This is a genomic window from Pseudomonas sp. ANT_J28, from assembly GCF_008370005.1.
GTDB lineage: Bacteria > Pseudomonadota > Gammaproteobacteria > Pseudomonadales > Pseudomonadaceae > Aquipseudomonas > Aquipseudomonas frigoris.
Window position 1 is genome coordinate 40,043 of record NZ_VOBM01000032.1, and the last position, 14,555, is coordinate 54,597.

A 14,555-nucleotide genomic window follows, 5' to 3' on the forward strand; every position below is an offset into this window, starting at 1 on the left:
CCCTGTTGCGAGTACTGCCATGTTTTGTGTTGTCGAGGTGTTCCGGTGAGCGCCACCCGGCGCAGCGCCGATGGGTTTGCCCTGCAAGTGATGATCGGGTTGTGCCTGATCTGGGGTATTCAGCAAGTGATGATCAAGTGGGCGGCGCCAGACATCGCGCCGGTCATGCAGGCCGCTGGGCGCTCGGGTATTTCCGCGTTGCTCGTAGGAGTGTTGATCTGCTGGAAGGGCGGCTGGGATCAAGTGGGCAACACCTGGCGCGGTGGCTTACTGGCTGGCGCGCTTTTTGGCCTGGAGTTCTTCTTCATTTCCGAAGGCTTGCAACTGACCACCGCCGCGCACATGTCGGTGTTTCTTTACACCGCGCCAATCTTCACCGCATTGGGAGTTCATTGGCTGTTGCCGAGTGAGCGTTTAAGGCCGGTCCAGTGGCTGGGGATTTTCCTCGCCTTCGTCGGGATCGCCATCGCCTTTGCCGGTGGGGTGTCTTGGGACAACCTCGATCACCGCATGTTGATGGGCGATGCGCTGGGCGTACTGGCTGGCGCGTCATGGGGGGCAACCACAGTGGTGGTGCGCGCTTCGCGCCTGTCAGAAGCGCCGGTGACCCTGACGCTGTTCTATCAATTGATTGTCGGTTTCGTAGGCCTGTTGCTGATCGCGATCCTCAGCGGCCAGGTCACCCACGTCAGCCTGACCACCGTGGCGGTGGCCAGTGTGTTGTTCCAGGGATTGGTGGTGTCGTTCTTCAGTTACCTGACCTGGTTCTGGCTGTTGCGCCGATATCTGGCGGCGAACCTAGCCGTGTTTTCGTTCATGACGCCGCTGTTCGGCGTCACGTTCGGCGTGGTGCTGCTGGGCGAAGAGCTGAGCTTCAACTTCGTTATCGGCGCGGTGCTGGTGTTGTTGGGCATCACGTTTGTCAGCGCTGAGCAGTGGGTGCGCCGTCGTTTGCGCAAAGCCCTTGGGCAGAGCTGACCGGACGCAATAACAGACCGCCAGCGACAATCAAACCACCGCCGGCGAACACCAGCGCTGGCTGCAAACCACCACTGAAATGGCTGCTCAACGCCGCCAGCAACGGCCCGCTGAGCTGACCCACGGCGAAGCACGCGGTCAGCAGCCCTGCGTTGCGCTGGGTGGCGTGGGGCGCCAGTTCCCGGGAACGTTGCATCACCAGCTGCATGCAGGCCAGGAACGGCGTGCCGCAGAGGATCACGCCCAAGGCCAGGCCTGAGCCGCTGCCCAGCAAGCAAGCAAAGACCCCGGCGGCTTGTAGCCACAACGTCGCCATCAGCCAATAACGAGTGCCCTGCGGGTGTTGTCGACGCAGACTCACCAGCACCACCCCGATGGCTGAAGCAAGGCCAAAGCAAGGCCAGAACAGGTCGGCCTGCCATTGGCCATGGAACTGCGCGTTGGCCATTTGCGAGAGGAAAGTGGCCGGAATGATGTAGCCCAAACCGTACAGCCCATAGACCACGCCTAAACGGCCGATGCCATGATTTCCCGAGCCAGCGACGCTGGGGGCGGTGGCCACGGTCGTGGCCGGTTGCGGCAGGAACGGCAGGATCCCCAGCAGCATCGCCAGCCCGACGCCGGCATACACCAGCCACAAGGCTGCAGAAGTCTGCCCCAGCAGGTTCGATCCCAAGGCCAACAAGCCCGTCAGAAAAATCCCCAAACCCGGTCCGGCAAATACCAGGGCGCCAAGCCGTGGGCGACCGGCCGCCGCGGCCAGTGGCTGGCTCAACGCAGTGATCATCACCAGCACCCAGGCGCTGGCCACGCCGGTGCCGAACCGCAGCACCAGATGGGACCAAAACCCGTTGGCCCAGACCGATGCCAACGTCAGCAATGCACAGAGCCACAAACCACCCAGCAGCCGCCGACGAACCTGATCGGGACGGCGAGAGAACATCGCGTCCACCGCGCCAACGAAGTAGCCGAGGTAGTTGGCCGCAGCAATCAGACCGGCGGCGGTCAGATCGATCTGACCTTCGCTGAGCAGGTGCGGCAACTGAGGCGTGAGGGCGAAACGCCCGATGCCCATGGCCATCATCAGGGCGATGAAACTGGCGAGTAAGCGAATCAGAGGGGACATAGTCTGAATTCCGACAGAGGATCAATGACCGTCAGGCTAGGACTGATTGACTTTCTTTTAAAATGAATAATAGTGAGTAACTTGTTCTGATTTGGAGAATTGCATGGAGTTCAGCCAATTGCGGATTTTCCAGGCGGTAGCGCAGGAGGGTTCCATCACCCGTGCTGCCGAACGCCTGCACCGGGTGCCGTCGAACCTGTCGACCCGGCTTAAACAGCTGGAAGAGCAACTCGGCGTAGAACTGTTCGTGCGTGAACGTCAGCGTTTGCAGTTGTCGCCTGCGGGAAAAGTCCTGCTGGACTACACCGCCAAGTTGTTCAATTTGCGCGACGAAGCTCAAGCGGCGGTGCAGGGCGGGCAACCGGCCGGGGACTTTGTACTCGGCACGATGTACAGCACGGCGGCGATTCATCTGCCGGGGTTGTTGGCGCGTTATCACCGCACTTACCCGGCGGTGAACCTGCAAGTGCAGTCCGGGCCAAGCGGCGAATTGCTTGAAGGTTTGCTTACCGGTCGTCTCGATGCGGCGTTGGTGGATGGTCCGCTGGAACTGGCCGGGCTCGACGGCGTGCCGTTGTGCGACGAACGGCTGGTGCTGATCAGCGAGGCCGATCACCCGCCGATCCTCAGCGCGCTGGATGTGGAAGGGAGGTCGGTGTTCACCTTTCGGCAGGGTTGTTCCTACCGCATGCGCCTGGAAGCCTGGTTCTCCCATTACCACGCGGCCATGGGCCGGGCGATGGAAATCGAGTCTTATCCGGGGATGCTTGCCTGCGTGATCGCCGGCTCAGGCGTGGCGCTGATGTCAGAGTCGATGCTTGCCAGCCTGCCGGGACGGGAAAGCGTGGCGGTGCATCCGTTGGCCGAGCCATTTGCCAGTGCCACCACGTGGCTGATGTGGCGCAAAGGCATGGTTGGGGCGAACTTGAACGCCTGGCTTGAGCAGCAACAATTGGTCTATCCGTCGGCGCCGGGTCAGGCTCGGGCGATAGCTTGAACTATCGGTCAGCTATTTTGATCAATTCAGTAACAGATCATTGCGACTTTGGGCGAGCATTACGTAGGACATCGGACTATTATCAGTGCGAAGTGGCTACAGAATTTTGGTCACTCGGCACTACCCTGAAGGGGGCACCATGAAAGAGAAAATCCAAAACTGGCTGCACGATCTGGGTGTTGCACTCGGTTTGATCGAACCGCCTCTGCAACCTGTGCCTATTCGCACTGACGACGAACAACGCCGACGCCAGCAGCGCCGCCGGTAACGCGTCAAGGCCTAAAAGATCGCAGCCTTTGGCAGCTCCTACAGGGAGTCGCGCCAATGCTGCGATTGCCCATGTACCTGTAGATACCGTCTTGAACCTCACCGAGCAAGCGCAAGTTTCGGGTCATAAGGCTTGCCCGATTTGAGCACGCCGTAAATGCTGTCATACCCAGCTCATCTTCCAGATGGAAGATCAGCTCTTCGATATCTTCTTTTTCCAATCCCAATTGCGCGAGGCTCGCGTTGTCGTCGAAGTCATCCTGACCCTCCAGCAGGCGGCGGATGAAACGATGCACGGCAGCACGAACGGCAGCTCTTTTCATGGTGGTTTTTCGAGGGCGTTATTGTTGTCGTCCCTGGGGCTGAGTACAGCAGGCTTCAGGCGTGCAAGCGCTGCCACTCGTCAATCATCGTGTGCAAATGTTCCCCGGAAAAACTCCCGAAATGCCCGCCATGCACCGTGCGGATCGGTAACTCGCGCAAACGCTTCAGGCTGCGGGCATAGGCGTCTTCGATCAGCGGCCCGTCGTAGATGATGTCGCCGCTGAACAGCGTCTCGGTCGCCGCTTCGTACAGGCTGATGCCGCCCGGTGAATGCCCCGGCGTATGCAGCACTTGCAGCGTGCGGTTGCCCAGATCCAGCACGTCGCCTTCTTCGATCAGGCCGGTGGCTGGAGCAGCTTTGACCCGGTATTCGGCGTAGCACAACGAGCAGTCGGGATGCGCTTCGAACATCTCGTCACCGACAAACGCCGTGCTCAGCGTGTTCTCGCCGTCCGGTGACGCGAGGATCTGCGCTTCAGCCGGATGCACCAACCGTTCAGGAAATTCGTGATGCCCGGCGATGTGGTCGAAATGGCAATGACTCGCCACGGCGACCAGCGGCCGTTCGGTGATCCATGGCAGTTGCTCGCGCAGGCTGACCAGCCCGGAACCGCTATCCAGCAGCAAGTCCTTGTCACGACCCTGAATGTGCCAGAGGTTGCAGCGATAGAAGGGGCGGATGTAAGGCTCGTGAATCAGGCGAATGCCGTCACTGAGCTGTTTCACCTCGAACCACTGATCGCGGCTGACGATCTTCATAAGCAGTTTCCTTCAGACGAAAAAAAACGGGTGTGGCAACCGACGCCACACCCGTCGAAGAAAGCATCAAGTCGTTATGTTCAGCTTAGGCGGCGTTAGCCACCATTACCGGGCGACGGGACATCAGGCTGACCAGCACGAAGCTCACCAGACCAACGCCGAGGCTGTAGTAGATCGGGGTGTTGGCATCCAGACCGTCTTTGAACATGAACACCAACGCTGTGGCGAAGCCCAGGCCCATGCTGGCGATAGCGCCGGCGGTGGTTGCGCGCTTCCAGAAGATCGCACCCATCAGCGGGATCAGCATGCCGCCTACCAACAGGTTGTAAGCCAGGGTCAGCGCGCTGATCACATCGTTTACGACCAGCGCGATGCCGAGCACCACGATGCCGGTCAGTAAGGTAAACAGGCGGTTGACGTTAACGTTCGGCTGTTTTCCGCCACGCAGTTTCGGCAGCAGATCTTCGGTCAGGGTGGTCGATGCGGCCAGCAGGCCGGCGCTGGCGGTGGACATCATGGCTGCCAGTGCTGCAGCAATCACCAGACCACGGATACCGTCCGGCAAAGACAGTTTGACGATGGCGGCGAAGGCGTTATTGACGTTGTCCAGATCCGGAATCAGCACGTGAGCGGCCATGCCGATCAGGGCACAGGCCAAACCGTAGATGATGCAGTAGATCCCGGCCGAGGTGCCGGCGTACTTGGCCACTTTTTCACTCTTGGCGGTGAACACCCGTTGCCAAATGTCCTGACCGATCAGGATGCCGAAGAAGTAGATCATGAAGTAAGTGATGATGGTGTCCCAGCCAATGCTGGTGAAGCTGAAGCTGGCGGCCGGCAATTGGGCGACCAGTTGATCCCAGCCGCCTACGCGGTACAGGCAGATCGGCAGCAACAGGAACATCAGGCCTACAGTCTGGATGCCGAACTGGACAATGTCAGTCAGGGTCAGCGACCACATTCCACCGATGGTCGAGTAGATCACTACCACGCCACCACCCAGCAGCACAGAGATCCAAAATGGCAGGCCGAACAACACTTGCAGAACGGTACCGATGGCCAGAATCGATGTCACACCGATCATCAGGGCGTAGGCCAGCATGATTGTGGCGCTAGCGGTACGAGCCATCGGGTTGTAGCGTTTTTCCAGCACCTGGGTGACGGTGAACACTTTCAGCTTCAACAGCGGCTTGGCGAGGAACAGGTTTAGCGCCACGATCCCGCAACCCAGTGCGGCGCAGAGCCAAAAACCGGAAATGCCATGGACGTAGCCCAGGCGCACGGTACCCACTGTGGACGCGCCGCCCAGAACGGTGGCAGCCATCGTGCCCATGTACAGGGTCGGGCCCAGGTTACGACCGGCGACCAAATAGTCTTCGTGGGTCTTGGCCTTGCGCATGCCGTAGTAGCCGAGTATCAGCATCGCGGCGGCATAGATGAGTACGACGAATAAATCCAATGCCATGATGGCGTGTCTCCGATTGTCTTTTTTATGGTGAGGCTGAAATCAATTCCTGGTGGGAGCGGGCTTGCTCGCGAAAGCGGTCTGTCAGTCACATCAATGTTGGATGTGCCGCGGTCTTCGCGAGCAAGCCCGCTCCCACACAGGTAATGCGTTGAGTCAGGCGACTTGTCGCATCGCCGGTTTAGCGAGCGAATCCGTGCCGTTGCTGCGTGCATCGTTTGGACCGAACACCGCGGCCGATTCCGGGAACAGGCTCAACAGCGCTAGGTACACCAGCGACGCCAGGCCAAGGGTGACCGGCAAGCTGATGTCGATGCCGCCGGCCAGTTCACCGAGCGGACCCACGAACTGCCCAGGCAGGTTCACAAAGCACAAGCCCACCGCAGCGCTCGGGATCCAGGCACCCAGCCCACGCCAGTTCCAGCCATGCGTGAACCAGTAACGGCCACCTTTCTCGCCGCGGGTGAACACTTGCAGGTCATCCGGGCAGTAGAAGCCGCGACGCACCAGCAGGCCGATGATCATGATCACCATCCACGGGGTGGTGCAGGTGATGATCAGTACGGCGAAGGTCGACACGCTCTGCACCAGGTTCGCTGTGAAGCGCCCGATGAAGATGAAGGCAATCGACATCACGCCGATCAGCAACGTTGCCTTGACCCGCGACAGCACACGAGGGAACACGCTGGACATGTCCAGCCCGGTGCCATAGAGCGAGGTGGTGCCGGTGGACATGCCGCCGATCACCGCAATCAGGCACACCGGCAGGAAGAACCAGCTCGGCGAAACGGCCAGCAGGCCGCCGACGTAGTTGTTGGCCGCGATGTAGTCCGGCGCCTTGATCGCTACGATGGTGGCAGTGGCGAGGCCGAACAGGAACGGGATGAAGGTCGCGATCTGCGAGATCACCACCGCCGCCATGATCCGACGCTTGGAGGTGTCACGCGGGATGTAACGCGACCAGTCACCGAGGAACGCGCCGAAGGAAATCGGGTTGCTCATCGCCACCAGCGCCGCGCCGATGAAGGCGGCCCAGAAACCCGGTTGGCCCATGCTGACGGTGCCGGCGTAGTTCACATCGAACGGACCGACGAAGGCGAAGATGCCCAGCAGGAACAACAGACTGGCACTCCACACTGCGATCTTGTTGACCCACAGCAGGAAGCGGAAACCGTAGATGCAAACGGTCAGCACCAGGATCGCGAACAGACCGTAGGCCAGGCCCAGGGTCAGGTCGGTTTCCGGAAGGCCGATCAGGCGTTTGGCGCCACCGATCAGCGCATCACCCGAACTCCACACCGAGAGCGAGAAGAAGGCGATGGCGGTCAACAGCGACAGAAACGAACCGACGATCCGCCCGTGCACGCCGAAGTGCGCACCGGAAGACACGGCGTTGTTGGTGCCATTGATCGGACCGAACAGGCCCATGGGCGCGAGGATCAGCGAGCCCAGCAGCACGCCCAGCACAATCGCCCAGACGCCCGCCTGAAAAGACAGGCCGAACAGTACCGGGAAACTGCCGAGCACAGCGGTGGCAAACGTGTTGGAACCACCGAAGATCATCCGGAACAAATCCGTCGGGCCTGCGGTGCGTTCACTGTCCGGGATCTGTTCGACCCCGTAGGTTTCAATGTGCGTAAGGCTTTGGTCTTTGTTGTTGTTATTCATGATCAGCTCCGATCATAAAGGCGCGCTCATCGTGTGTGAGCGTCACCTGTTTGGCTAAGGGGTTGGCAGCCCTTCCGGCATCGCGGACAAATGTTCGTGGCAGGCCAGCCATAGGCCTTGTTGTTGTCGGCGAAACACAATCGTCTCGCGCTCCTGGCTGAAGTGTTGCTCCCCTTGCATGCGCAGCTCGGTGGCCACGTCATGGATGAAAATCGCCACGTCGCCCTGCAGGCTGACGAAGGCGTTGCTTGAGGTGCACGAAAGCACCTCGAAGCCATCCTCCGAGCGCCAGGTGTCCCACAATGCCTGATAGGCATCGCGCGACAGCAGGGGATGTTCGAGGGTGTAGAACACGAAGCTGGCGTCGGCGCTGAAGGCGCCGAAGTAAGCTTCGCGGTCGTTACGGGCAAAGGCGGCTACCAGATCGGCAGCGGCCTGGAGTACCTGATCACGTTCGTTCACGAGCAATCCTCAGCGGTGGACTACGCCAGGCAGTACGCAGAGCATTTCGTACAGCAGGTTCGCGGCCAGCAGCGAGGTGTTGCCGGTGGTGTCGTAAGCGGGCGAGACTTCTACCAGATCGCAACCGACCAGGTCGAGGCCTTGGCAGCCGCGAACGATTTCAATCGCCTGAATGGTCGTCAGACCACCGATTTCCGGGGTGCCGGTGCCAGGTGCCCAGGCCGGGTCGATGCCGTCGATGTCGAAACTCAGGTACACCGGACCGCCGCCGACTTTCTCGCGAACTTCGGCCATCAGTGGTGCCAGGGATTTGTGCCAGCACTCTTCGGCCTGAACCACACGGAAGCCCTGATTACGGCTCCAGTTGAAGTCGTCAGCGGTGTAGCCCTGAGCGCGCAGACCGATTTGCACTACGCGGTCCGGGTCGAGAAGGCCTTCTTCGACAGCGCGACGGAAGGTGGTGCCGTGGGCGATTTTCTCGCCGAACATGTGGTCGTTCACATCGGCGTGAGCGTCGATGTGCACCAGGCCGACCTTGCCGTGCTTCTTATGGATCGCACGCAGGATTGGCAGGGTGATGGTGTGGTCGCCGCCGAGGGTCAGGGGGATCACATTGTGTTCGAGGATTTTGTGGTAGGACTCTTCGATGATCCGTACCGCGTCCAGCAGGTTGAACGTGTTGATCGCCACGTCACCGATGTCGGCAACCGACAGCGAGTCGAACGGTGCAGCGCCGGTGGCCATGTTGTACGGGCGGATCATTACCGATTCAGCGCGGATTTCGCGAGGTCCGAAACGGGTGCCGGGGCGCAGCGAGGTGCCGATGTCCAGCGGGACGCCAACGAAGGCAGCATCCAGACCGGCAGCGGTTGGCAAATGGGGAAGTCGCATCATGGTGGCGATGCCGCCGAAGCGCGGCATTTCATTGCCGCCCAGTGGTTGGTGAAGAGTCTTGTCCACGGGTAGGGCCTCATCGTCGTTGTTTTATTTATGTCGGTTGACCGGTCGGAGAGACACGGGCACCGCTGTGGGCCGATTCTGCGAAATGTAGTGGCCGGGAAGAATCGCTACGGGCAAATACTTAGTTCAGATTTTTCTAAACTAATGCCAATGACGGCGATAGACTCGCAATGTCTTATGTAGCAGCTGCCGAGCCTGCGAGGCTGCGTTCGGCTGCGCAGCAGTCGTAAAACCTAAGCGCGAGGTTTTCCTGAATCACCGCGTCGCCTGATTTCACGACTGCTTCGCAGCCGAACGCTGCCTCGCGCTGCTCGACAGCTGCTACAGGTCTCATCGTCTACGTGTGTTTTTGCTGGAGAACCCCATGGCCAACGCATTACCCGACCTGAAACTGTTGCGCATCTTCGTCAGCGTGGTTCGCCATCAGGGGTTTGCCAACGCCCAGCAAGAGCTCAACCTCTCGACCTCGGCCATCAGCACTTACATGAGCCAGCTCGAAGCCGCCCTCGGTCTTGTCCTCTGTCATCGCGGCCGGGGTGGTTTCAGCCTGACCAGCAAAGGCGAGCTGTTTCACCAGGAAACCCTGCGCCTGCTCGGCGAACTCGAAGGCTTCGAACAATACGCTGCGGCGCTCAAGGGCGAACTGCGCGGTACCTTGAACCTGGGGGTGATCGACTCCACCGTCAGCGACAAGGCCTTGCCCTTCGCCGAAGCCATTGGCGCCTACAGCCAGGAACACCCGGCCGTGCATTTGCACCTCTCGGTGATGAGCCCTTACGAGCTGCAACTCGGCGTGCAGGATAACCGTCTCGACCTGGCCATCGGCGCGTTCTCCACGCGCATGAGCGGTCTGGTCTACATGCCGCTCTACCGCGAGCAACATTGGTTGTATTGCAGCAGTCGTCATCCGCTGTTCACCGAGCGGCGCATTCCTGAACAAGTGATCACCCAGCAGCGTATGGTCGGCCGTGGTTACTGGAGTCAGGCGGAACTGGCGCGCCACGGTTTTAAACACAGCGCGGCGACGGTGGAAAGTATGGAGGCGCAGCTGATTCTAGTGCTGTCCGGCGCCTACATCGGTTACCTGCCGGAGCACTATGCGCAGGCTTGGGCGGATAAGGGCGATTTGCGAGTGCTGCTGCCGGCGACTTTCGGTTACCAGGCGCCGTTTTCGATGATCGTGCGTCGTGGCCGCAGCCGCGAGCCGCTGATCCAGACCTTTCGCGATTTGCTCAAAGCGCAACTCAATCAGGCTGCTTAACGGAAAAAGAAGCAATGTCCAGAATCCAATGTCCGCGCTGCCTGCGTCCGCAAACCCATTGCCTGTGCCCGCTGATTCCGAGCCTCGACAGCCGTACCCGAGTGCTGTTGTTGCAGCATCCCAGCGAAGTGAACCATGCGCTGAACACCGCGCGGTTGGCGGCGTTGGGGTTGAAGAATGCCGAGTTGATGGTTGGCGAGGTGTTCGAGGATTTGCCGGCATTGTTGAATCAGCCGGGTTATCAGGCGCGGCTGCTGTTTCCTGCCGATGATGCGCAGCCGTTGCAGGCTTACACGGCAACTGATCAACCTTTATTGCTGGTCGTCCCGGACGGCACCTGGCGCAAGGCGCGCAAGATGCTCCACCTCAACCCATTGCTGGCTGCGCTGCCGAGGGTGTCGTTGGCAGAGGGCGCGGTGTCGAGATATCGATTGCGCAAGGCTCCGGGGCCGGGCGCGTTGTCGACGGTGGAGGCGATTGTTCAGGCGTTGCAGACCCTCGAAGCGCCGACCACTTTCGAACCGTTGCTACGGCCGTTCGAAGCCTTGATCGAGGGGCAAATTGCAGCGATGGGGGAGGCGGTTTTTCAGCGTAATCATGGGCCGAAATAGTCGTTGTGATTCAGGGCCTCTTCGCGAGCAAGCCCGCTCCCACATTTGATCGCATTTCTCCTGAGGAACTCGGTCGAATGTGGGAGCGGGCTTGCTCGCGAAAACGGTAGACCAATCACAGAAAACCCCAGCCAGAGACTAACGCTCGCGCATCGCCTCGGTCCGGGCTTTAAGCACCGGTTTTAGCAGATAATCCAACACACTTTTCTCCCCGGTGATGATATCCACCGTCGCCACCATCCCCGGAATGATCAGCAACGGTTTCACATCCCCGCCCAAGTGATTCTTATCCGTCCTCACCTGAATCAGGTAGAAGCTGTTGCCCTTGTCATCCGTAATCGTGTCCGCCCCAATCAACTCCAGCTTCGCACTCAACCCTCCATAAATCGTGTAGTCATAAGCACTGAACTTGACCATCGCTTTCTGCCCCGGGTGCAGAAACGCCACGTCCTGTGGGCGGACCTTGGCTTCGATCAGCAAGTTGTCTTCAATGGGCACGATTTCCACCATGTCGCTGCCCGGCTGGACCACGCCGCCGATGGTGTTGACCTTCAGCACTTTGATAATCCCGTGAACCGGCGACACCACCGTGGTGCGGGTTACGCGGTCATCGATAGCAATGCTCGATGCCGTGATTTTCGACAGGTCGGTGCGTTTTTCATTCAGCTCTTTCGCCGCGTCGGAGCGGAAGGATTGTTCGGACTCATCAATCTTGCTTTTGATCTCATTGATCGCCGATTCCGCACGAGGAATCGCCAGGGTCGTGGCGTTCAATGAACCGCGAATCTCCACCGCACTGCGTTTGAGTCGCAAGATTTCCACCGGCGAAACCGCCCCGGTGCCCACCAGCGGCGCGGACATATTCATTTCTTGCTGCAGCAGCGCCAGGCTTGAACTGAATTGGCCTTGTTTGGAACGGAATTCCGCCAGTTCCTGGGTTTTTTGCCGAAGTTGTTCACTCAGCGTGCGCTGTTCGCTGGCCAATCTACGTTGCCGTTGTTCGTACAGCGAGCGTTCGTCTTCGGCCACTTGCGGCGCCTTGGCGATCACTTCGGGGGAGAGCTTGAACGGCCGGCCTTCCGCTTCGGCCGACAGCCGTTCGACCTGCGCGATCAGCGCATAACGATCCGCCTCGCTTTCGCCCTTGTTCGACAGGAATCGAGTGTCATCGAGGCGCAGCAAGGTGTCGCCCTTGTTCACCATTTGCCCTTCGCGCACGAAGATCTCAGTGACGATGCCGCCCTCCAGGTTCTGGATCACTTGAACCTTGCTCGACGGAATCGCCTTGCCTTCGCCCATGGTCACTTCCTGCAGCACCGCGAACTTGGCCCAGACCACCGCCGTGATTATCAGCGCCGCCGCCAGCCACACAGTGATCCGCGACCAGCGTGGTGAATCCTGCAGCGAGGCGCCGGCGGTTTCCGGCATGAATTCGCTTTCGGCGCTTTTGCTGAAACTGCCGAAGTAGCCGCGATCCTTTGAAACGTCGGATGATGAACGGGCCATGGCTAGCTCCTAGACAGCCGCAGAGCCGACACGGCCCTTGCGCAGTGCATCGATGACCACTTCTTTCGGACCGTCGGCGACGATCCGCCCGTTGTCCAGCACCACCAGGCGATCCACCAGGCTGAGCATCGAGGTACGGTGGGTCACCAGCAGCAGGGTTTTGCCCTGGACGCAGCGGTGGAGTTTTTGCCGCAGAACGTCTTCGCTGCTGTTGTCCATGGCGCTGGTGGGTTCGTCGAGCAACATGATCGGCGGATCCAGCAACAAGGCGCGGGCCAGCAACACCGCCTGACGTTGCCCGCCGGACAGCAGTTGTCCGCGTTCACCCACCGGCCGGTCGAAGCCTTGCGGATGCTGACGGGCCAGCTCGGTAACGCCGGTCAGCTCGGCGACTTCGAGCATCCGTGAATCGCTGATGTAACGGGCGCCGAGGGTCAGGTTGTCGCGCAGGCTGCCGGCCAACAGCGGCAGGTCATGGGCGACGTAACCGATTTGCTGGCGCAGGTCGGCGACGTCCAGTTGTCGCAGGTCCAGGCCATCGAGCAGCAGTTGGCCTTCTTCCGGTGCGTAGAAACCCATCACCAGCCGCGCCAACGTACTTTTGCCCGAGCCGCTGCGGCCGATGATGCCGATCCGCTCGCCGGGTTTCACGCTGAAGCTGATGTTGGCCAGGGCCGGAGCGTTCTGGCCGTTGTAGTGGAACGTCACGCTGCTGACGTCCAGTGCACCTTGCAGTTGTGTGCGTTCCAGCGGCCGTTGTTTGGCGTCGCGTTCCTGCGGCAAGGACATCAGCGCATCGGTGCTTTTCATGGTCAGTTGCGCTTGCTGATAGCGCGTGATCAAACCGGCAATCTGCCCCAGCGGCGCGAGTACCCGGCTGCCGAGCATGTAGGTCGCCACCAGCGCGCCGACGCTGAGGTTGCCGGCGATGATGCTGTAGACCCCGGCGACGATGGTCGCCATGCCGGAGAATTGCTGGATGAACAACGTGCCGTTGGTGGCCAGTGCCGAGAGGTTGCGCGCATGGCTATCGAGGCGGGTGAGGGCGCCGTGGGTGCTTTCCCATTTGTGCTGGCGTTCGCTTTCGGCGCTGCAGGCCTTGAGGGTTTCCAGACCGCCGAGGGTTTCGATCAGCAGCGCCTGGCGTTCGGCGCCCAGGGTCAGGCTTTTCTGTACGGTGTCGCGCAGGCGCACCTGGATCACCATTGCGAAGATGATCGTGATCGGAAACGCCAGTAACGGAATCACCACCAGCCAGCCGCCGAGCAGGCCGATCACCACTAGCATCAGCACGGCAAAGGGCAGGTCAATCAGGCTCGTCAGGGTTACGGCGGTGAGGAATTCCCGCAGGCCCTGGAAGTCGTGAATGCTTTGGGCGAAACCACCAATGGTCGCCGGCCGCGCTTTCATCGCCATGCCGGTGATGCGTTCGAACAATGTGGCCGAAAGAATTACGTCGGTTTTCTTACCGGCGGTGTCCAGCAGGTGCGCACGCACCACCCGCAGCACCAGTTCGAAACCGGTGCCGATCAGCAAGCCGATCGACAATACCCACAAGGTCGACGTGGCCTGGTTCGGCACCACCCGGTCGTAGGTCTGCATCACGAAAAGCGGCACCATCATCCCCAGCAGGTTGATCAGAAAACTCGCCAGAATCGCATCGCTGTACAGCCACTTCGACAGCTTCAACGTGTCGCGAAACCACGCCTCCACCCGCGGCACCAGTGGTGAGCGCAAGTCTTCGAGTTCATGCCGTGGCCGCGCGAACAAGGCCTGGCCGCTGTAATTCTCGGCCAGTTCGTCCGTGCTGACCCATTGTTCACCGCCGTCGGCTTCGCTCGGCAAAATCAGCAACTGCCCGTCATCACCGAAGCGTCGTAGAACAGCCGTACGGCCGTTGTTGAGGATCAGCATCACAGGCAGGTTGAGGGCGGAAATGTCCGCCAGTTCACGGCGCAGCAATCGCGCCTGCAAACTGGCCCGGGCCGCTGCGCGAGGCAGCAGGTCCAGGCTCAAACGTTGTTTGTTCAGGGGGAGCCCGGCACTCAGGCTGGCGCGACTGACTGTCGCGCCGTGGAGTTTGCAGAGGATCAACAGACCGTCCAGAAGCGGGTCATCGAAGCTCAGGCGCGGATCGACACTGATGTTGCCGGGTTCCATGCTGGTCACAT

13 protein-coding genes and 1 pseudogene are annotated in these 14,555 nt (G+C 60.3%); 5 read left to right on the forward strand and 9 right to left on the reverse strand.

Annotated elements, in window-relative coordinates; genetic code table 11:
- Nucleotides 1-45 precede the first annotated feature (45 nt).
- A complete protein-coding gene (locus FQ187_RS21095; RefSeq protein ID WP_149630946.1) occupies nucleotides 46-978 on the forward strand; it encodes a DMT family transporter in 933 nt (310 codons plus the stop codon).
- Here the strand turns inward: FQ187_RS21095 and FQ187_RS21100 are convergent.
- Nucleotides 923-2,104: an MFS transporter gene (locus tag FQ187_RS21100; RefSeq protein ID WP_149630947.1), complete on the reverse strand. Its 1,182-nt coding sequence runs from the start codon at nucleotides 2,102-2,104 to the stop codon at nucleotides 923-925. The genes FQ187_RS21095 and FQ187_RS21100 overlap by 56 nt on opposite strands.
- A gap of 103 nt (nucleotides 2,105-2,207) precedes the next feature.
- Here FQ187_RS21100 and FQ187_RS21105 point away from each other — a divergent pair, with 103 nt between their 5' ends.
- Nucleotides 2,208-3,101, forward strand: a complete 894-nt coding sequence (locus FQ187_RS21105) for a LysR family transcriptional regulator (protein ID WP_149630948.1) — start codon at nucleotides 2,208-2,210, stop codon at nucleotides 3,099-3,101.
- A 139-nt stretch (nucleotides 3,102-3,240) separates the two neighbouring features.
- Nucleotides 3,241-3,369: a PA1414 family protein gene (locus FQ187_RS30515; protein ID WP_007914492.1), complete on the forward strand. Its 129-nt coding sequence runs from the start codon at nucleotides 3,241-3,243 to the stop codon at nucleotides 3,367-3,369.
- Between the two features lie 144 nt (nucleotides 3,370-3,513).
- On the opposite strand, the pseudogene FQ187_RS21110 reads toward FQ187_RS30515, so the two are convergent.
- From FQ187_RS21110 to speB, 6 genes and pseudogenes are all read right to left on the reverse strand, one after another.
- Nucleotides 3,514-3,691: pseudogene (locus FQ187_RS21110) on the reverse strand (acyl carrier protein); the annotation flags it as partial.
- A gap of 55 nt (nucleotides 3,692-3,746) precedes the next feature.
- Nucleotides 3,747-4,451 carry an MBL fold metallo-hydrolase gene (locus FQ187_RS21115; protein WP_149630949.1) on the reverse strand — a complete coding sequence of 235 codons (705 nt, stop codon included), beginning with the start codon at nucleotides 4,449-4,451 and terminating at the stop codon, nucleotides 3,747-3,749.
- An 85-nt stretch (nucleotides 4,452-4,536) separates the two neighbouring features.
- Nucleotides 4,537-5,916: a sodium:solute symporter gene (locus FQ187_RS21120; protein WP_149630950.1), complete on the reverse strand. Its 1,380-nt coding sequence runs from the start codon at nucleotides 5,914-5,916 to the stop codon at nucleotides 4,537-4,539.
- Nucleotides 5,917-6,072: 156 nt separating this feature from the next.
- Complete coding sequence (locus tag FQ187_RS21125) at nucleotides 6,073-7,584, reverse strand: cytosine permease (protein ID WP_149630951.1); 1,512 nt, start codon at nucleotides 7,582-7,584, stop codon at nucleotides 6,073-6,075.
- Between the two features lie 54 nt (nucleotides 7,585-7,638).
- Nucleotides 7,639-8,046 (reverse strand): nuclear transport factor 2 family protein, encoded by a 408-nt coding sequence (locus FQ187_RS21130; protein WP_149630952.1) that lies wholly within the window; start codon nucleotides 8,044-8,046, stop codon nucleotides 7,639-7,641.
- A gap of 9 nt (nucleotides 8,047-8,055) precedes the next feature.
- Nucleotides 8,056-9,006, reverse strand: a complete 951-nt coding sequence (gene speB, locus FQ187_RS21135; RefSeq protein ID WP_149630953.1) for an agmatinase — start codon at nucleotides 9,004-9,006, stop codon at nucleotides 8,056-8,058.
- Nucleotides 9,007-9,370: 364 nt separating this feature from the next.
- Here speB and FQ187_RS21140 point away from each other — a divergent pair, with 364 nt between their 5' ends.
- Together FQ187_RS21140 and FQ187_RS21145 are read left to right on the forward strand one after the other, a co-directional pair.
- The gene (locus FQ187_RS21140) at nucleotides 9,371-10,267 is read left to right on the forward strand and encodes a LysR family transcriptional regulator (protein WP_008153227.1); all 897 of its coding nucleotides are present in this window, start codon (nucleotides 9,371-9,373) and stop codon (nucleotides 10,265-10,267) included.
- Between the two features lie 14 nt (nucleotides 10,268-10,281).
- A complete protein-coding gene (locus FQ187_RS21145; RefSeq protein ID WP_149630954.1) occupies nucleotides 10,282-10,878 on the forward strand; it encodes a tRNA-uridine aminocarboxypropyltransferase in 597 nt (198 codons plus the stop codon).
- Nucleotides 10,879-11,016: 138 nt separating this feature from the next.
- Here the strand turns inward: FQ187_RS21145 and FQ187_RS21150 are convergent, their stop codons facing one another.
- Nucleotides 11,017-12,384, reverse strand: a complete 1,368-nt coding sequence (locus FQ187_RS21150) for an HlyD family type I secretion periplasmic adaptor subunit (protein ID WP_149630955.1) — start codon at nucleotides 12,382-12,384, stop codon at nucleotides 11,017-11,019.
- A gap of 9 nt (nucleotides 12,385-12,393) precedes the next feature.
- A complete protein-coding gene (locus FQ187_RS21155) occupies nucleotides 12,394-14,553 on the reverse strand; it encodes a type I secretion system permease/ATPase (RefSeq protein WP_149630956.1) in 2,160 nt (719 codons plus the stop codon).
- Between the last annotated feature and the right edge of the window lie 2 nt (nucleotides 14,554-14,555).